At 71.5% G+C, this 21725-nt stretch carries 1 protein-coding gene (running past one end of the window); it reads left to right on the top strand.

What is annotated here, in order from left to right; genetic code table 11:
* Positions 1-21725 carry part of the coding region annotated (locus H537_RS44680; RefSeq protein ID WP_043459422.1) for a hypothetical protein on the top strand (this coding region is incomplete at both ends). Its footprint begins 6000 nt before the window's first position, so 21725 of the 27725 annotated nt are shown.

Genomic DNA, 21725 nt, shown 5'->3' with positions numbered 1-21725 from the left:
ATCGACATGGGCGCGGGCCGCAACACCGTGTTCGCCGGCAGTGGCGACGACACTATCGTGGTGTCCGCGGGCGCCATCGACAAGATCGACACCGGCAGCGGCAACAACCTGATCCAGATGGCCGCCGGCGGCTACGCCAAGGTCACCGGTGGCGACGGCTTCGACCGCCTGGTGCTGTCGCCCGTCAACAGCACCGCGGCCACGCCGCTGCAATACAACCGGCACCAGTTCGTGCAGGACCGCACGGTGATCGACTTCACCGACGCGCTGGACCGCATCGAGGTCACCGACCTCGCCGCCACCACGCGCGTGGTCAGCGGCAAGGACGCGACCTGGGGCGCCACTGACTTCGTGCTCGACGCCGCCGGCCTGGTGAACGTGGAGAAGGCCGCCTTCGTCGCTCCCGAGGCGCTGGTGAGCATCCGCGCCCACGGCATCCAGGGCATCTTCAACACGCAGCTGGCCGAGCTGTCGGTGGTCAACACCGGCACCAACCCGGCCTATGCCGACATCGTGGTGCGCGAGCTTGACAGCCTGCACCTGGTGGCCGACGGCCGCGCCAACGGCGGCCTGTATGCCGCCAACGGCCTCATCGACGTCAGGCTGGCGACGGCCGAAGCGCTGCTGTCGCTGGACAGCGGCGTGATCGAGGCCGGCGGCGCCGGCGCCCGCATCACGCTGGTGGCCGATGACATCGACTTCGTCTCCGGCGACAACCGCGTCCGCGGCACCGGGCTGCTGAGCATCACCGCGCTCATCGCCACGCAGCACTACGACATCGGCGCCGCGGCGCAGTCTACCTACGGGCGCGACTACTCGGTGGCGGGCCATACCGGCAAGCTGGAGCTGGGCATGCGCGACCTCTCGGCCCTGGCCGACGGGTTCAGCCGCATCGAGATCGGCCACCGTGCCGCCGCCGGCCAGGCCGACGTGCTGATGTACATCGGCGACGTCGAGGACAAGGTCGTCGGCCTCTTCACGTTCAATGCCAGGTTCAACGACACGGTGGTGCTAAGCGCAGACCACATGACCGTGCTCGGCGACGTGCAGTCCAGCGACACGCTGACGCTGAAGACGCGCCTGCTGGAGGTGCGCAGCAAGAACGTGCAGGACCCCATGGGCGCGCCCGATTCGGGCCTGAGTGCACGCGACCTCGTACTGCAGGTGGACGAGCAGGCCGTGGTTTCGGGCTGGCTCATCGGCGAGCGCTCGGTGCAGCTCGACGTGCTGCACTCCACCGGCGTCAACGGCCTGCTGGACTTCGGTGCCCAGGTCAACAGCCTGCGCGTGGACCGCTCGGCCGACATCCACACCACGGGTGCGGGCAGCGCCGTGCGCATTGCCACCAGCGGCTCCATCTACACCGCCGGCACGCTGTTCGCGCAGGGCGCGGGCTCGCTGCTGCGGCTGCAGGCCGGCACCGGCCTGAGCGTGCTGCAGGGCGCGGTGGTGTGGGTCGGCCAGGACGCCGGCGAGACCGGCGCCCGCATCGAGCTGGCGTCGAGCCAGTGGCTCAACCTGGAATCCGGCTCGGCCATCATGGCCGGCGCCAGGTTCCGCTACGAAGGCAGCAGCCCCATCCCCGAGAAGGGCGCCGAGGGCACGCGCATCGACATCGACACCGCCGGCACGCTCAAGCTCGCCGGCGCGCTGTTGGCCAACGGCGCGCTCAACCTGCACGCCGGGCTCAGCACCGACGTGTCGGCCGACTACTTCGACACGATCTCCGGGCGGACGCTGGCTCAGTCGCTGGACAAGGACGGCTTCGCTGCCCTCACCGCGGCGCTGGACGGGCGCGCCGTTCCCGACGCGCTGCGCGCGCTGCTGGCCTCGCAGGGCCTGGCGCTGGCGGACGGCGCGGCCGTGTCTGCGCTGGCCAACTACCAGCCCTTCGAGTCGCTGTCGCAGGCGGCCAAGGACCAGGTGGCCCTGGCGCTGGGCTACACCGTCCATGCGGACGGCGGCTTCTACAACCCCAATGCGCCCGAGGGCCAGCGCTTCGTCACGACGCTGACCGAGGGCGTGGCCGACTCCACGGGCTATCAGCTCTACACCGGCACGATCTTCTTCAAGGCCGACGCGCCGGCGGGCTCGCAGGTGCTCACCGGCTTCGTGCAGGGCGTGGCGCCGGCCTACACCAACGAGCGCATCGACTGGGCAGCCTGGGGCGTGTCCGCCCCGGCGGCCGGCACCGCCTTTGCGCAGCTCGGCGGCGCGCAGCAGGCGGTGGTGGCCTCCACGCTGGGCTACCAGATCGACTACCGCAACTTCTTGATGGCGTGGACGAAGGACACGCCCAAGCCGAGCGACGACACCACCTACGCCGAGCTCAGCGCGGCACAGAAGGCCGTGGTCAACGCGGCGCTGGGCCTGCAGTCGGCCGGCGCCGCGGCCAAGGCGGCCTACCTGGAAGGCCAGGGCCTCACGCCCGACTACGCCAGCCTGGTGGACTGGAAGGCTGCCGGCGTGGACAAGCCGCGCGCCGATGCCCGCTACGCCGAGCTGAGCACGGCGCAGCGCGGCGCCGTCGATGCGCTGATGCAGTCCGAAGGGCTGCAGCAACGCTTCTTCAACTACAACGCGCCCGCGGGCAAGAAGGCCGTCACCGGCTTCACCCAGGGTGCGGCGGTGGACTACAGCAACGCCGACATCTACTGGGGCGCGGCGGGCGAGCCCGCGGCCGGCGCCAGCTTCGCCAGCCTCACGGCGGCGCAGCAGGCGGTGGTGGCCCATGCGCTGGGCTATGAGGTCTACAGCGGCAAGCACTGGGTCAACCTGAATGCGCCCGAAGGCGTGCAGGTAGTCGAAGGCTTCACGGCCGGCGCGCAGTACGCCATCGACGCCATCGACTGGGGCGGCGTGCCCGCCCCGGCCGCCAGCGCCAGCTTCGAGCAGCTGACGCCGGCGCAGCGCGACGTGGTGGCCCGCGCGCTGGGCTACGCGGTCTATGACCACGAGGTGTTCGTCAACACCGGCGCCGAGGCCGGGCTGCGCGTGGCGCCGGAGCTGGTCGAAGGCGTGCACTACCAGTACGCCGACATCGACTGGGATCAGGGCGGCGTGCCGGCCAAGGGCACCGCCTTTGCCGACCTCACGGCAGCGCAGCAGGACAAGGTGCTGGCCCAGAGCGGCTATCACCGCTTCGGCGGGCTGGTCTACCACGACGCCGAGGCGGCCACTGCCGCCAAGCGCTTCGTGCTGACCTTCGTCGAGGGCCAGGACTACCGCAACGACCAGATCGTCTGGAGCGAGGTGCCCGTGCCCAAGGCCGGCACGCCCTTCAGCGAGCTGACGGCGGCGCAGCAGTTCCGCGTGCTGGACCAGAGCGGCTACGCGCAGTACGGCTCCACCGTCTATTACAAGGCCGATGCCGGCGCCAAGGCGCTGGTCAGCGGTTTCACCGAGGACATCGACTACAGCAACGCCGGCATGAGCTGGGGCGGCACCGGTGGCGCGGTCAACGACCGCTGGGTGCTGGACGACGGCACGCACCGCTACGTGGTGCATGCGGTGGACGAGGACAACGACGGCCGCTTCGACGCCCTGCGCGTGGAGCAGCCGCACGAGCTGCTGGGCCAGCGCGGCGCGGGCTTCCTGCTCACCGGTTCCATCACCAACCTGGGCGACCACCAGAGCTTCAGCGTCACGTCCAAGGACGACGTGATCGTGCGCGGCAAGATCGACCTGCTGGGCGAGGGCAGCAACCTGAGCCTGCAGTCCGACCGCTGGGTCTACTGGGAGGGCGAGGCGCAGGTCAGCGGCGACATCACGCTGCGCGGCGGCGTCACGGCCGCGGGCCTGTTCGCGCAAGACGCAGGCTCGGGCCTGAGCGAGAGCGGCGACAGCAACGCCGCCGGCATGAGCGTGTACCTGCACGCGGCGTCGCAGCTGGTGACCACCGGCGCCGATGCGCGCGTCACCATCGAGGGCGGCGACACCGTGGTGCTCAACGGCCGCGTGGTGGCCGGCGGCACGGTGGGCGCCCACGGCGTGAACTGGAGCGGCGCGGGCGACGCGGCCATCCGCGTCACGGCGGGCGAGCACATCGTCGTGGACACGACGCTCATCGCCTCGCGCGCCGTGGAGCTCACGACGCTGAACGCGGCCACCGGCGACGCGGTGCTGGTGACCACGGCCGGCGCGCTGGTGGCCACGGGCCACAGCGGCGGCGCGGGCGGCGACGTGCGCATCGATGCCGCGGGCCACGTGACCCTGGGCGGCACGCTGCTGTCCGGCGGCGAGTTCGACGGCAGCGGCGCGGTGGCCTGGAGCGGCGAGGATTCGCGCATCGACATCCGCTCGGCAGGCAAGCTCACGCTAGGCACGCTGGCGCAGGCGCTTTCCGGCGAGATGGTCGAGATCGGCGCCACGCTGCGCGCCAGCGAGTCCGTGACCGTGCATGCCGGCCGCGACAGCGGCGGGCTGGGGCTGGACATGCCCGGCGGCGCGGTGATCGCGGTGTCCAACGCCGACGGCCGCATCGAGATCAATGCCGGCGGCGATGCCCAGCTCTACGGCCAGCTGGTGGCCGGCGGCGAGCTGGTCACGCACAAGGATGCCGAGGGCCGCACCCTGGGCAGCACCATCCGCAACTACGGCGGCGACTCCGAGCTGGTGATCGACGCCAGCGGCCAGATCCGCCTGGGTCGCGACCTGATGGCCGGCCGGCTCATCGACGTGCGCGGCGGCCATGGCAGCGGCACGCCCAGCGCGGCCGACCCGTGGGCCGACGAGGGCATCGTCATCGGCGGCTCGGTGCACCTGCGCACCTGGCAGGAAGACAGCACCATCTCCCTCAGCGCCTCGGGCGACCTGTCGGTGCTGGCACCGGCCTGGGCCCAGGAGCTCTCGGCCGAAGGCTTCGCCGAGCTGGCCAGCGGCCGCCTCGGCGGCGACGTGAGCCTGCGCATCACCATCGACATCGGCACGGCGCTGGCCAGCGCCGTGGTCACGCTGCGCGCGTTCGACACGCAGGACAACACCGGCATCGCCGACCTGCGCGACGACCTGCAGCGCGCCATCGAGGCCGCCGACTTCGCGCTCACCGACCGCAACACCGGCGCGGCACTGCCGGGCACGGTGCGCCTGAGCGGCGCCGACAAGGCCGAGCACGCCTTCAACGTGCGGCTCGACGACGGCCACCTGCAGTTCACCAGCCAGCGCCAGTTCACGCTGGAGGCGGTGGACGGCAGCGCCTCGGCGCGCCTGGGCCTGACGCAGCTTGACACCGGCGCAGCCACCTCGGGCCGGGGCTATGCCATCGACGCCGCCGCGCGCGGCTCGGTGGTCAGCCTGGGCCGGGCCGACGCGCCCGGCGGCGCCATCACCATCCAGGGATGGATCCGCGGCCACGACGCCATCGACCTCCACGCCGGCACCACGGCGCTGGGCAACCAGGCCGTGACGCTGACGGAAACCGGCCTGCTGGAGACGCTCTCGGGCGGCATGGTGCTCAACCCGGTCGGCGAAACCACGCTGCTGGGCAGCCTGGTGGCGCGCGGCACCAACGCCGACATCGTCATCAACGCGGGCTCCACGCTGCACCTCAAGGGCGACCTGACGGCGCAGCGCGACATCCTCATCACGGCCGGCTCGGCCTCGGACCGCGGCGCGGCCAGCATCCAGACCTACGCCTCCAGCCAGTTCAACACGCTGGAGACGGGCGGCCGCATCGTCCTCACCGGCCTCAACGACGTCATCGTCAACAGCGCCATCGGCGAGAGCAGCCCGGGCCTGGGCCTGCTGCAGCTGTCCTCCACGGCCGGCAGCGTGATCCTGTCCAAGGAAGGCGGCCGCCTGGCCACCGGTGGTCAGCTCGTGATCAGCGGGCGCGACATCGACCTCGGCGGCGTCATCCGCAGCACGCTGGCCACGGCATCCGCCACGGACAACGAGATCAGCCTCACGGCCACGGGCGACATCCGCCTGCACGGCGACCTGCAGCTCGCGGGCTCGCTGCTGGCCAGGGCCGGCGACGACATCGAGATCTACGACACCCGGCTGCTGTCGCAGGCCGGCCAGTCGCTGCGCTTCGAGGCCACGGACAGCCTGTCCGTCGGCTCCGTGGGCGCGCATGCCGGTGCGGTGGTCCTGGCGGCCGACCGCGTGCTGGAACTCAAGGCCGGCGGCCTGATGACGCTGGCGTCCGACGCGCAACTGCTGACCGCGGCCGACGACAGCCGCCTGACGCTGCGCGCCGGCACCCTCGTGTCGGCGGCCGACGTGGCCGCGGGCGCGGCCTTTGTGGCCGAGAGCGGCAGCAGTCCGGCGGGCACGGCATGGACCGGCCAGCGCGCGCTGCTGGACATCGCGGTCGACCGCGCCGTCACGCTGGGCAACGCCACGCGCGGCGGCAACCTACTGGCCACGGGCGAGATCAAGCTGCGCGCAGGCAGCGACGCGCAGGGCCTGGGCCTCACGCTGGCCGCGGGCGGCGCCATCGCGGTGGACACCACCGGCGGCGGCCGCTGGGCCGGCACGGCGGTGCAGGGCCAGCTTGGCCTCACCACCGAGGGCGACATGCGCCTGCTCGGCCATGTCAGCGCGCTGCACGCTGGTGCCGATGTCACGCTGACTTCGCTGTCGCAGGTCATGGTGGACGGCCTGGTGGAAGCCGAGGACCAGCTGCGCATCAGCGGCGGCACCGACGGCAGCCGCATCGGCGTGCTCGTCAACACGCTGGTGCTCGACGGCGCCAACCGTTACCAGTCCGGCGGCACGCTGGACACCGCCACTGGCGGCAGCATCGTCATCACCTCGGTGGACAGCGTGTCCATCCAGGGCGTGGTGGGCCAGCGCTCGCTGGGCGAGGGCAAGGTGCATCTGGTGGACATCACGTCCACTGCCGGCGACGTCACCATCCTGCGCAACGTCGAAGTGCGCGACGACGTGAGCATCGTCGGCCGCAACGTCAACGTGCTGGCGGGCAGCCATGTCTACGGCCTGGGCGAGGGTTCTTCCGTCTTCCTGCAGGCGAAGGTGAAGCTCACGGTGTCGGCGGCCGAGAACACCCCCGCCGGCGCGCTGGACCCGGCCATCGTGCAGGCCGACCGCCTGGTGCACCTGACGGCGCCGCAGATGGTGGTCAACGGCCGCGTCGCCGCGGGCCTGGAAGGCAAGGGCGCGGCCGACGGCCGCGTGCTCTTCAACTCCGGCGGCGACCTGAGCATCGCCGGCTTCGTGAGCTCCAACGACCGCATCGACCTCAACGCCGGCGTCGACATGGGCTGGTCGCGCGCGCAACTCGAAGGCGCGATCACGCGCGCCGAGCTGGTGGGCGGCGGTATCACGGTGCACGGCCAGGGGCTGGTCACCGCGGCCGGTGCCATCGCCCTGCGCGCTGGCGGCAGCGTGGTGCTGGACGCCGACCCCGTGGTGGGCACGCCCACTACCTTCGAGGTGCCGGTGTACACGACCACCACCACCACCGAGCAGGTCGTCATCGGCTACCAGCAGGTGGCCGCGGGCGTGGTGGACGTGCAGGAGATGCAGTACACCACCACCCAGATCACGGAGCAGGTGGGCACCGAGCAGGTCAAGGTCGGCTCGCTCTACCACACGATGGACGTGACGCTGGAGCAGATTGGCTACTACAACCCGAACGCGCCGGAGGGCGCCAAGTTCCGCGAGATCCTGATCGAGGGCCTGGACTACCACAACAGCCGCATCAACTGGGACAACAACGGCACCGAGGGCGTGCCGGCCGTGCACATCACGGCGGTGCCAGACTTCGCGCCGGACAAGGCCAACAAGGACCTGTACCTGGACTTCACGGCGCTCAACGACACACAGCGCCAGGCGGTGCTCAACAACACCGGCTACATGCCGCTGTACCGCTTCGCCTACAGCAACGCCAAGACCCAGTCGACCGTGGCGGGCGAGGCCAAGACCACCGACTGGACGCCGGAGTGGGCCGGCAACGAGGAGAAGGTCTACTACGTGCCGGTGGCGAACTGGAAGGACAAGTACGTCCTGATGCCCACCGGCGCGCAGCAGGACATCCTCAGCGTCGCAACCAACGGCGCGGCGCAGTACCTCAAGGGCGACGCCACCGCCGACGGCAACAACGACAACAACTGGCAGGTGGGCAGCGCCGGCGCCAAGGGCGAGCTGGTCGGTACCTACAAGGACCAGTCCCGCGTCTGGTACGAGCAGAAGCACTCCGACTACTACTTCCCCAGGGACGGCTACCCCAGCAGCAGCTGGGAGCTGCTGCACTCGCCGGTGGAGGACGGCCGCGGTACCTGGACTGTCCACTATCAGTCCACCACCGGCGACCGCATCTTCAACATTGCCGGCCGCAACGCCAACAACGTGCTCGACCGCGACCCGAACTGGGTGTGGGAGCAGACCGGCTACGAGTACGCCTACGCCAAGGACGTGGACGCATACCACGCCGAGCGGCTGGTGTCGGCACTGGCCAAGTTCCAGGGCTCCCGCTCCACCGACCACCTGTACGCCTTCACGACCTACGTCGACACCCTGGCCAGCGACACGCTGAAGCTGGACCTGGTGTCCTCCAGCAGCCACAAGGCCTGGGCCTTCAGCTTCCAGGGCTGGTCGAAGTGGACCGACCTAGTCAACCACTGGGTGGACAACGACGACGGCAGCGGCTGGCCCGATTGGAGCGACGAGGACGAGGTGCCCACGTTCGGCATGTCGCTGCTCTACAAGGAAGGCCAGGAGTTCAACAGCAACCTCATCGACATCCTGAGGATCGTGGGTGGCGGCGAGGACGCCGAGGACTTCGCTCCCTTCACCACGGTCTTCAACGACGCCAACTACAACCGCTGGAAGCAAACATTCCCGTGGATGCAGGGCAAGGTGGAGTACCACGACGGCTCCGGCGACGATCTCTTCATCCAGGTGCAGGGGCGCGCCAAGTCGCCGGTGCTCTCGATCAGCGAGACCTTCCACGACTACACCTACGACTGGACCTCGCTGGACCACGAGATCCGTGACCAGCGCGTCAAGTACAGCTACGCGCTCAAGACCAACGCCCAGGACGTGTACGACGACCGGGCGGTCTTCCAGACCGTGGTCAAGGAGGTGCAGACGCCCGTCACCAACCAGGTGACGGTGTGGAAGACGGTGCCGATCATGGGCACCCGCACCGTGCTGGGCACCGAGCTGAGCTGGGAGAACGCGCCCTCGCAGACCTACGGTGCCGCCGGCACCTCCATCGCCGGCGCGAGCATCAGCATCGACGCCGGCGGCGAGGTCAAGCTCAGCGGTCGCATGGAGGCCATCGGCCGCGCAGCGGACTCGGCGGCCGGCGTCTCCGCGATCGAGTCGTCCATCGACATCGACGCCGGCGACCTGCTGCGCCTGGAAGGCCGCAGCATCGACGGCCGGCAGATCGGCACGCAGCTCAGCGCCGAGCACATCGCGCTGCACAGCGACACCACGCTGCAGCTGGGCGACTCGGCGCTGCTGAGCGTCACCGGCGCGCAGGGCACGGTGACGCTGGACGCCGGTGCCGACGCCTACATAGGCGGCCACATCGCCGCGTCCGCGCAGGACGGCGCCAGCCTGCTGTCCGTGGTCGTCACCGCGGCCCGGGACGTCGAGCTCAGCGGCAGCATCACCGCGGGCACCATCACCGTGCGCGCCGGTGCGGACGACGTGGGCTTCGGCCACATCACGGGCGACGCGCAGGCGCGCCTGACTGCCACCGCCGCGCACCGCGCCGGCGGCGCCGAGCTGGTGCTGAGCACCGGCCTGCATGGCGGCAACCTGGTGCTGGAGGACAGCACCCTGTCCGCGCTGGGCGAGGGCGGCACCGTGTCGCTGCTGGCCGAGAGCGGCCGCATCACGCAGGTGCAGCAACAGGTCACGGTGGACGTCACCGACGCGGACGGCCACACCCAGGCCGTGACGCAGCTCGTGACCAGCGGCCGCATCGTCGCCAGCGCGCTGCACGCGCAGGCCGAGACCGGCCTGACGCTGGGCACCGACGTGGACACGGTGGACCTGCGCCTGAGCGGCGCCGGTGCCATCGCGCTGCAAAACCAGGGCGACCTGACGCTGGCGCAGGTGAGCGCGGCCGACGGCTCCATCGCCATCGAAACCACCGGCCGCCTGGTGGCCGCGCAGGTGCATGCGCTGGGCAGCAGCGAGCGCAACGACATCTCGCTGTCTGCTGGCAGCACCGCCGCCGACGCGCTGGTGCTGGGGCTGGTGGACACGCCCGCGCGCGGCGACCTGACGCTGCGCTCCTGGGGCGGCATTGTCATGCAGCCCGGCATGGCCGAGGCGCTGCTGACGGCCGACGTGCTCAGCATCGAGGCCCGAGGCGGCGTGCAGCTGCGCACGCAGGTCAACACGCTGCTGGGCGGCACCACGCATGCCGGCGACGTGAGCGTGGTCCAGGGCAACCGCAGCCTGAGCGTGGGCCTGTCCAGGGATGACGCCTTCGGCGTCAACGACGGCGGCTTCGTGCTCGATGCCGCGGGCGACGTGCGCCTGGGCGGCCTGGTGCTGGCCAGCAACAAGGCCGGCCAGGACATCCGCGTCACGGCTGGCGGCGACATCCGCGCTGAGTGGGCCTCGGCCGGCATTTACCTGGCCGATGCGGCGGACGCCCCCGTGGTGGACGGCGCCAAGGCCACGGTCGTGTCCTCGGCCGGCGACATCACGCTGACGGCCGGCGGCCGCATCCTCCAAGGCGTGGCCGAGGCCGGCGTGGACCTGGTGGCCAATGTGCTGACGCTGCGCGCCCAGGCGGGCATCGGCAGCCTGCAGATCGCCGTCAACACGCTGGACGCCGTGACGGCCGATGGCGACATCGTGCTGCAGGACTTCGACGGCGCGCTGGAAAAGAGCACCGGCCTGAACGTGCTGCAGGCACTCAGCCGCCTGGACGTCGGCACCGATGCCGGCTTTGCCGACGACGGCCGCACCACCGTGTCGCTGGACGCGCAGCACGAGCTGCGCGTGGGCGCGCACAGCCACGTGCGCGGCAACACCGTGCGCCTGTCCAGCTCGCTGGACAGCGTGCGCGTGGCCGCGCCCGCCAGCGGCGACATCATCGAGTACAGCCGCGGCGTGGCCTTCATCGCCGCCGGCACGGTGGACCTGTACCGCTTCTTCAACGCGCCGCAGCTCATGGAGTACCGCGCGGGCGACCACTTCCTCTTCGGCGCAACGGAAGCCACGCGCACCCGGCTGCTGCCCAACGAGATCGCCTCCGACACGCTGATCCTGGAGACCGGCGGCACGCTGAGCATCACGGGCAAGCTCTCGGCCTCCAAGCGGCTGGAGCTCATTGCCGGCGAGGACGTGCTTATCAGCGGCACCATCGCCGCGCTGCCCTCCGATGCCGACGGCAAGATCGACACCTTCGCCGTGACGGCGCGCGGCGACCACTCGGTCACGCGCACGACCTGGGACACCGCCAGCGCCAGCTACGTCACCCGCGCCGGCCAGGACAGCGGCTTCATCAGCATCCGCACCGACCGCCTGCCGGCCACCCACTTCGAGCTGCGCGCGCGCAACGACATCAGCGTCGAGCTGCAGTCCGACCTGCTGCTCAGCGGCTACGTGGGCGGCGTGCAGGGCTACGACCCGGCGCGCAACGTGACGCTGGACATCCGCGGCACGCTCACCGTGCAGGGCGGCATCGTCAGCGCCGACGCGGCGCGTGGCGGCGACATCGTGCTCAAGGCGACGGCCATCAGCGCCGACGGCGCCTCGGTGTTCATCGGCGACCACCTCGACGTGACGGCGCGCAACGGCGTGCAGCTCAACACGCTGGTCAACAGCATCAGTGTGGTCTCCAGCGTCAAGGGCGACATCTCGATCAACGAGGCGACCGCGCTGGTGGTCAACAGCATCACGGCGCAGGACGGCCGCATCAGCATCCAGGCCGGTGGCAACCTCTGGCTGGACACGGTGCGCAACATCGCCGACGGCAGCGACATCGTCATCAAGTCGGCCGCCGACATCTACGTCGACAACGTCGAGGCCGCCTTCGACAGCGGCGCGCAGAAGAAGAGCGGCAGCGTCACGGTGGACGCCAAGGGCCGCGTGCGCGAGTGGACGGCCGACAGCCATGCCGATCAGACGGTGGCCGACCTCTACGGCTACACCGTGACCGTCAACGAGGGCGACCACAACCCGAACAAGCCGCTGTGGCTGAGCGATCCCACCAAGGCTGGCAGCGGCGACGAGGTGGAGGTGCGCTTCACGGTGGAGGGCACGAAGGGCCTGGTCACCGGCGACACGACGGTGACGCAGCTGGGCCTGTTCGCCACTGCCGGCAACGTCCAGAGCGCCCTCGTGGCGCTCCAGGCCGCGCCTGCGGCAGCGGCGGTCCAGAAGGACTGGATCAGCTTCGGCAGCGTGGGCGGCGACCTGCGCTACACCGTGACCCTGGACGGCACCGCCTACACGGTGATGCCGGGCTACGTGGTCGACGGCAACGTGGTGAGCGCGGACTGGAGCTCGGTGCTGGGCGCGCTCAAGTCCAAGCTGGAGGCTTCGGGCAAGGTCAGCGTGGCGGTCATGGCGGACCTGCACCAGCTCCGCCTCAGCGGCCTGGTGGCCGGCGTGGGCTACACGCTGGGCGAGCTGCGCGTGGAGCAGGTGCAGGCCGGCGGCGACATCGACGGCGGCGTGGTGCAGGACGGCAGCTCGCCTTACCAGAGCGCGGGCAGCAGCGCGGCGCAGGTCTCGGACTTCGCCTTCAAGAGCGACACGGTGGTGGCGGGCAACGAGTTCACGGTGTTCGTGAACGGCCACGCCTACCGCGCCAGTGCCGGCGACTCGAACCTGCTGTACGTCAGCGGCGCGGACGGGCTGTCGCTGTCGCTGTCCGCCGAAGTGCCGGCGGTGGCGCTGGCGGCCTCGGCCGTCAGTGCCGCAGGCACGGGCGCGGCCGATGCGCGCAGCATCGACCTCGCGGGCCTGGGCGTGCATGCCGGGGCCACGATCAGCCTGCAGATCGGGTCCAAGACCTTCAGCCACGTGGGGGCCGCGGGCGAGGATCTCGCGGCCGTCAACGCCGCGCTGGCACTCCTGATCGATGCCGACGACGACCTCGCGGCCACGGTCACGGATGGCAAGGTGGTGGTCTCCTCCGGCGCCGGCCTGGCCGGGATCTCCGGCGGTGCCAGCGCCGTGGCGGTGTCCACCGGCACGGCGCGCGCGGATGCCACCGGCGATGCCGGGCAGATGCTTGACTTCGGCCGCACCGCGCTCGTTGCCGGTGCAACCTACACCGTGAAGGTGGGGGCCGGCAGCTACAGCACCAGCGCCGCCGACGGCGAGACGCTGGAGGACGTCCTGCAGCGTCTGGCGACGCTGATCGAGGACGACCCGGACACCGACTACCAGTCGCATGCGCGCAGCGCCACTGTGGGCGCCACGCTGGCGCAGGTGATGGCCGAGCTGGCCCAGCGCATCGAGGACGGCGAGCCGTTGCAAGGCTCGGTCGATGCCAACGGCGTGCTCAAGCTGGAGGCCAACGTTGCCAACGTGGCCTTTACCGTCTCGGCCCTGGGCGTCGCGCCGCAAGGCACGGTGCTCGACGACGGGCGCGTGCCCACCGTGGCTGCGGCCGACGGTGTGGCGCAGGAATCGGTGCTGCGCTTCAGCGACGACGTGGCGCTGCCCGACGGCGCCGTGGTCGTCGTGTTCGTCAACGGCAAGAACTACGTCGCCCAGATCTCCAACGGTGGCGGCCTGGACTCGGCGCTGGCGAAGCTCAAGGCCGACTTCGACGCAGCCAACAGCCCGGTGACGGCCACCGTGAGCGGCCATACCTTGACGCTGGTGGCGCGCGTGGCCAACCAGGCCTTCGGCGTCAACGCCGTGAGCGTGATGCTGCCGAATGCGGTGGAGGACGACGGTACCAAGCCCACCACGGCGGCTGGCACGGTGCGCTCGCAGATCACCGACGTGCAGTTCGGCGCGACGCTGGTGGAAGGCAACGTCTACAGCCTGACGCTGGACGGCCACACCTACACCAGCACCGCCGGCGCGGCGCCCACCTGGGCCGCGGTGCTGGCCGATCTGGAATCGCAGATCGAGGCCGGCAGCGACATCGCGGTGACGGTGGACGCGGACAACCACACGCTGCGGCTGACGCATAGCCAGAGCAACACCGCCTTCACCGTGGCCGACGTGTCCGCGGTGCAGCCCGAGCGCGTGACCATGCAGTTCGGTGCGGCCACCGCCACGCCGCAGCAGGCGGTGACGGCGGCCACCGCCCAGGTCACGGCACTGAGCTTCGCCGCGGCCGGCGGCGCGGGTGTCGAGTACACCGTGCGCGTCGACGGCAAGGTCTACAGCGTCACCTCGGCCGCGGGCCAGTCGCTGGACGCGATCCTGGGCGCGCTGGAGGCGAAGATCGACGCCGACGCCACCAGCGCGGTCAGCGCGTCGGTGCACGCCGGCCAGCTGCTGCTGACGGCCAAGGCGGCCAACACCGCCTTCACGGCCAGCGGCATGGCGCAGGACGCGGCCACCTCCAACCCGCGCCCGATCACGGGCGACTACGTGCTCATCGTGCCCGACCGCACGCCGGGCAGCTTCGGCATGTCCGCCACCGGCAGCCTGACTGTGGTGAACCTGCCCACGCATGACGGCGAGGGCATCACGCTGGGTGCCGGCAAGGACCTGGTGGTGGTGTCGGCCATCGACGTCGGCAGCAGCGGCGTGGTCAAGCTCACGGCGGGCCTGGGCCTGACGCTGGGCGGCAAGGTCACCGCCGGCATGCTCACGGTGAGCGCGGGCGACAACCTGACCATCACTTCGGAGGTGGGCACGCTGCAGGTGACGATGACCGCCAGCGGCGACCTGACGGTCACGCAGACCGGCAACCTGCTGGTCAGCGGCATCGAGATGAAGGGCGGCAACCTGACGCTGATCACCGATGGCGCCTTGAGCATCGAAAGCATCACCGGCACCGCCGGCAACGTGACGCTGGTGGCCGACGGCGACATCCGCGTGGGCAGCCTGGCCAACTCGGCGGTGCTGAGCGTGCGCTCGGCCCACGGCGCGGTCACGCTGGGCAGCGCCGGCGCGAGCGTGGAAGCTGACCGGCTGGACGTCTTCGCGCAGGGCGCGATCACGGTCTTCGAGCGCGACGCCGTGCGCATCGACCGCCTGGCCTCGGCCAGCGGCGCCGCGGTGAGCGTCACCGCCGGCGGCAGCATCGAGCTGCTGGGCGCGGTGGCCGCCAGCGGCAGCGCCGGCATCACGCTGACCGCCACCCAGGGCTCCATCAGCGTCTCGGCCGCGCTCTCCAGCGCTGGCGGCGACGTGCGCCTGGAGGCCGAGGGCGGCCTTGACCTGGGCGAGGCGGCCGACATCACCAGCGCCACCGGGCGCGTGGCCCTGGCCGCGCTCCACGGCACGCTGACCATGGACGCCGACACTGTGATCGACGCCGGCAGCGGCCAGATCACGCTGGCCGCCGGCGGCGACCTGCGCCTGGGCCAGCTGCGCAGCAGCGGCAGCGCGGACCTGGTCATCACGGCCGGCGGTGCGATCATCGACGGCGGCGACAACGCCACCGACATCGTCGCGGCCAACGCGCGCCTGGTGCTGTCCGCGCACGACGGCATCGGCACCAGCTCCGCGCAGGGCGCGGCGGGCACGCTCGAAACGCAAGTGGCGTCGCTGAGCGTGACGCTCACCGGCGCGGGCGGCCTGGCGATCGAGGAGGCCGACGCGCTGTCCATCGAGCGCATCGAGGTCCAGGGCGGCGGCGGCGTGATGCTGTCCACCGTGCACGGGGCGATCACGCTGGAGTCCGGCGGCATCGCCACCACCAGCGGCAGCGTGGCGCTGTACGCCGGCTCGGCCGGCGTGCATCTGGACGGCCACATCACGACCGGCGGCGGCGCGGTGAGCATCACCGCCGAGGCGGGCAACCTGGTGCTTGACGCCGGCATCCGCGTGGCGGGCAGCGGCGACATCGCGCTGCGCGCCGTGCAGGGCTCGATCCTCACCGGCGCCGATGCCGCGCAGTGGCTGCGCGATGCCGGCTCGGTCAGCGGCTTCGACGCCGATGCCGACTGGGCGCTGCAGCACGGCCGCTTCGACGTCGATGCCGCCACCGGCCGCGTCACGGCCGCGCGGCTGAGCGCCGACGAGGCGCGCGTGCACGGGCTGGAAAACGGCCAGGTGCTGCGCGCCGCGGGCGGGGCCTACCTGCAGACCGGCGGCACGCTGACGCTGACGGCGCTGCACGAGATCGGCCAGAGCGTGGACGGCTTCGGCTTCAGCCCGCTGGCCGTGTTCGTGGACGCGAACAAGGTCGTGGCCACCAGCAGCGAGCGCGAGAACGTCTCCATCGTGGCGACGCGCGCGGTCGAGGTCGGCAACACCGAGACCTCCTCCAACGGCTCGCGCGGCGGCTACACCAGCGTGCTCAACCTCAGCGGCGCGCAGACGCTGGCGGGCAACGTGGACGCCAGCGGCCAGGACATCGTCATCGCCGCCGACGACCTCCAGATCTCGGGCGTGGTGCGCAGCGCCGGGGCCCAGCTCAGCATCACGCCGCTGGACCCGACCCGCACCATCGTGCTGGGCGACGGTGCGGCGGGCGAGGGCGTGCTGCGCCTGGACGACAACGAGATCGCCCGGCTTCAGGACGGCTTCCGCCAGATCGTGATCGGCATGGACGGCGCGGGCAACCGCATCGTGCTGTCCACCTCCAGCGGCGACGGCATCGTCTTCAAGGACAACCTGGCGCTGTATTCCAACGGCGCGGGCGGCGAGATCTTCATCGACTCCCGCCTGAGCGCACCCGACATCGCCATCTTCGGCTCGGGCCACACCACCCACATCAACGCCGACCAGTTCGCTTCCGCGGGCAACTACCTGCTGGCCGACTCGGCGCGCATTACCGGCGCGCACACCATCACGGCCGCGGGCAACATCACCCTGGGCCTGCCTGACCGCGACTTGCCGGCGGGCGAGAAGAACTTCGTCGGCGGCGACCCCGCGACGGCCTCGGGCGATATGCTGACCCTCCATGCAGGCGGCAGCGTCACCTTCAACGGCGTGGTCGCGGCCGGGGAGAAGGAGGGCCCGGACAGCGGCAGCACCGACCTGCTCAACGGCATCACGGTGGCGCAGGCCATGGACGTGGTGTTCGAGAAGCGGGTCAGCATGGCCGGCGACCTGCGCATCAACGCCACGGGCAACGTGACCTTCAAGGGCGCGATCACGCTCTCGGGCGGCGGCGCGGACCTGGTCATCGGCGCGGAGAGCGCCGGCACGCCGGCCACGGCGCATGACGTGGTGTTCGAGGAGGCCGTCACCATCGACGGCAACCTGATCATCAACGCCACCGGCAACGTCATCTTCAAGAAGGGGGTGACGATCACCAACGGCGGCGACCTGATCGTGCGCGGCGCGTCGCAGCTGTTCTTCGTGGCCGGCTCCAGCGTGACGCTCAGCGGCACGGCGGGCGACGGCACGGCCGGCGACGCGTGGCTGCAGGCCGACGAGATCGACCTGAGCATGAGCGAGTCGATGTTCCGGGGCCAGGGCATGGTCACGCTGCTGCCGACCACGGTGTCGCTGCAGATGGCACTGGGCTCGCCGGAGCAGGCCGATACCGAGAACGTGCTCAACCTGGAGACGCAGGAGTTGCGCAGCTTCGCCGACGGCTTCAGCAGCTTCGTGATCGGGCATGGCAGCGCCGGCGTGGCGGCTGCCGGTACCGGCAACGTGCTGATCGGCGCCAACGCCACCGGCGCGCTGTGGCGCGACGACGTCACGGTCTACGGCGGCACGATCACGGTGGCGGACTTCGACAACGCCAACACCGTGCTGCGCCTGAGCGCGGGCGAGACCCTCACGCTGGTGGCGCAGCACAACATCCAGATCTACAACGAGATCGAGGCTGCCGCCATCACGCTGGTGTCCGAGCACGGCAAGGTCAGCCAGGTGAATGCCGAGTTCGACGCCGACGGGCGCAGCGCAGAGGCGCTGCGCACGCTGGCGCTGACGGTGCGTGCCGAGAATGGCGTAGCGCTGGGCTCGGTGGAAACCGCGATGCTGGACGTGAGCAACAGCGGCGACGGCGATATCGCCGTGGTGCTCAACGCGGCGCGCACCACGTCCATGTTCAGCAGTGGCCAGATCACGGGCGACGTGTCGGTGCTGCGGCTGGAGCAGGGCGCGGTGGGCAGCAGCGGCGGCATCAGCCTGCTGGCCAAGAGCGGCAGCATCACGGTGGCGGCCGGCGGCCAGGGGGTGTTCACCCACGGCACGGGCGCGATCGCGTTGCAGGCGCAGGGCAGCGGCGAGGACATCGTGCTGCAGCAGTCCGTCACAGCCACCAGCGGCGGCATCACGCTGACCGCGGCCGACGAGATCACCATGGCCTCCAGCGGCGTGAGCGTGAGCGCCACGGGCGCCGGCGGCCACGCCGTGCTGACGGCGCAGGGCAACGTGACGCTGGGCCTGGTGGACGTGCACGGCGCGCTGGCCATCACCAGCACGGGCGGTGCGATCGTGGACGGGTTGGAAGGGCACGGCATCAACCTGCGCGCGGCCTCGGCCGCGCTCAAGGCGGCCACCGGCATCGGCGCGGCCGAGCCGGCCAGCGGCAGCACGGGCGGCAGCCTGCGCACCGAGCTGGGCAGCCTGGCGGCCGACAACAGCGGCAACGGCGGCCTGTTCGTGATCGAGAAGGACAGCCTGACGCTCAACGCCACGACGCTGGCCGGCGTTGGTGCCGGCGCCGGGGCGCTGTCGCTGACGCTGCTCGCGGGCGACCTGCAAGTCGCCGGCGCGGTCAAGAGCACGGCGACCGGCACGGACAGCGGGCACATCCTGCTGTCCGCGCAGCAGGGTAGCGTGACGCTGGCGGCCAACCTCGTGTCCGGCAGCGGCAGCATCAGCGTGCTGGCCCAGGACGCCCTGCGCATCGGCGCGGCCTCGTCGGCTCGCGTGCAGACGCAGGCGGCGGGCCAGACGGTGGAATTGCAGGCCGGCGGCGCGCTCACGATGGGTGCCAACGGCAGCGTGTTCACCAACAACGGCGCGCAGCGCCTGGCGGCCGGCACCGACGTGGTGCTGGGCTCGCTCGATGCCGGCGCCAGCCCGTTGGGCGGCACGGTCAGCGTGTCGGCTGGCGGCTCGATCCTCGACGGCAATGACGGCGCCTCGGCCCTGGTCAACGTCAAGGCGAGCAACCTGCGTCTGCAGGCCGGCGGCAGCGTGGGCACTGCGGCCAACGCCATCGAGACGAGCATCGGCAAGCTCAGCGCGGCCGTGGGCGGCAGCCTGTTCGTGAGCGAGGCCAACGGCCTGGAGATCGCAGGCGTGCAGTCCAGCGTCAACCGCATCGGCACCAGCGGCCGCATTGCGGGCAACACGGCCGACACGGCCCTGCTGGGCCTGAGCGCGGGCGGCGACATCGTCATTACCAACGGCACGACGCACGACGGCGCGCTGGTGGTGAGCGAGGCCGTGACGGTGACGGGCAGCAGCAACGTGCGCCTGGAAGCGGGCCGCGTATCGGCCTCGGCGCCGGGCAGCCTGGCGCTCAACGCCGCCATCGGCGCGGCTTCCGGCTCCGTGACGCTGCTGGCGCAGGGTGCGATCACGCAGTCCGCGTCGGGCGACATCACGATCCGCGGCAGCGGCACGGTGGACGTGCAGTCCTTCACCGGGGCCATCGCCATGGCCGACGGCGCGGTGGCGCAGACGGCGGGCGGCAACGTGCGCTACGCGGCGGCCACGACGCTGACGCTGGGCCAGATCGACGCCGGTATGGGCAGCGTGAGCCTGGTGGCGGGTGGAGCGATCCTGGACAACGCCACGGAAGCCGTGGCGGGCACGGTGGACGTGCGCGCGGGCGAACTGCGCCTGAGCGCGGGCGGCTCCATCGGCGACGGCGGCAACGCCATCGAAACCGAGGTTGGCACGCTCAGCGTGCGCGCCGCAGGCAGCGTGTTCCTGAACGAGCGCGACGGCCTGCTGATCGGCAGCACGGCGGCCATCGGCGTGAACCGCGTGGGCAGTGTGCCGCGGTTGGACGCGGACGCGGCGCAGTCGGGCATCAGCACCACGGCCGTCAATGGTGCGGTGGTGGTGCAGGCCGGTGGTGCGCTGACGGTCCACCAAGCGGTGTCGGCCCACGGCAGCGGCAACGTGCTACTGCAGGCGCAGGGCGGCGCGCTGGCGCTGGAGGCGGCAGTTTCCAGCGGCACGGGCCATGTCAGCCTGCTGGCCTCAGGCGACATCACGATGGCGGCGGCGGGCGACATCACGACTGGCGGTGCCGGCACGGTGGATATGCAGGCCGGCGGCGCGGTGGCGATGGCGATCGACAACGGCAGCGACGAGGCCGTGATCACGTCCGGGCGCGACGTGCGCGTGTGGGCGCAGGGCGGGGATCTGACGGTGGGCCGCATCGTGGCCGGCGCGGATGACGCCGGTGGCGCGACGGTGGCGTTGATCGCCAGCGGCCGCATCGTGGATGGCGACGCGGGCAACGACGTAACGGCGGGCGCGCTGTGGCTGTCGGCGAGCACGGGCATCGGCAGCGGTGCCGACGCGCTGGAGACGGCCGTGTTCAAGCTGGCGCTGGGCGCCGGCGCGGGCGGGGCCTTCATCAGCGAGGCCAGCGGCGTGACGGTGGATGCGGTGAGCGCCAGCGTGCAGCGCGTGGGCGCGGACGCGGGCGTGACGGCCGGCACGGCTGGCGGCGAGGACCTGCGCAGCGGCGGCACGCTGGTGCTGGATGTGCTGGCTGGCGACCTGGTCGTCAACGGCGGCACGGCCACGGCCGGCGCCGGTGCGGTGGCCGCGGGCACCGTGCGCCTGCAGGCGCAGACCGGTGCCGTGACCTTCAACGCCTCGATGGAAGCCGGCACCGCGCTGACGGTGCTGGCCCACGGGGCTATCACGCAGACAGCGGCGGGCGACTTCGCTGCCGGCGGCACGGTGGACGTGCAATCCTTCGCTGGTGCCATCACCATGGGCGACGGCGCACTGGCACACACCGCCGGGGGCAACGTCCGCTATGCGGCGGCCATGACGCTGACGCTGGGTGAAATCGACGCCGGCGCGGGCCGCGTGAGCTTGATCGCCGGCGGCTCGATCCTGGACAACGCGTCTGAAGCGGTGCCCGGCACGGTGGACGTGCAGGCCGCCGAGTTGCGGCTGCAGGCCGGTGGCTCCATCGGCGCGGCTGGCCATGCGATCGAGACCGCGGTCGGCACGCTGAGCGTGCGTGCCATTGGTGACCTGTTCGTGAGCGAGCGCGATGCGCTGGCGATCGACACCACGGCCGCCATCGGCGTGGATCGCGTCGGCAGCGACGGCATGGCCGTGGCGCTGGACGCGGACGCGGCGCAGTCGGATCTGCGCACGGGCGGCGCTCTGGCGCTGACCACGCAAGCCGGCGCGCTGGTGCTCAACGGCGGCAGCGACGGCGACCAGCGGGCCGTGGACGCCGGCGGCAGCGTGCTGCTGCAGGTCGGCGGCGCGGGCAGCGACCTGCTGGTCAACGCCGACGTGCGCAGCACGGGCGGCGGGCTCACGCTGCGGGCGGCGGATGAGCTCATCCTGGCGGCGCACACGAGCGTGTCCGCCGCGGCCACAGCCTCGCTGGCGGCTCAGGGCGAGACTCTGACGATGGCCGGCACGGCCCACGTGTCGGGCAGCAGCGTGCGCCTGCAGGCGGCCACGGACGTGGTGCTGGGCAACGTGTCGGGCACGAGCGTGAGCGTGGTGGCCGGCGGCGATGTGCTCAA

It is taken from the genome of Azohydromonas australica DSM 1124 (assembly GCF_000430725.1).
GTDB lineage: Bacteria > Pseudomonadota > Gammaproteobacteria > Burkholderiales > Burkholderiaceae_C > Azohydromonas > Azohydromonas australica.
The sequence above is the reverse complement of the archived record's forward strand: the minus strand, read 5'-3'. Positions and strand labels throughout refer to the sequence as shown.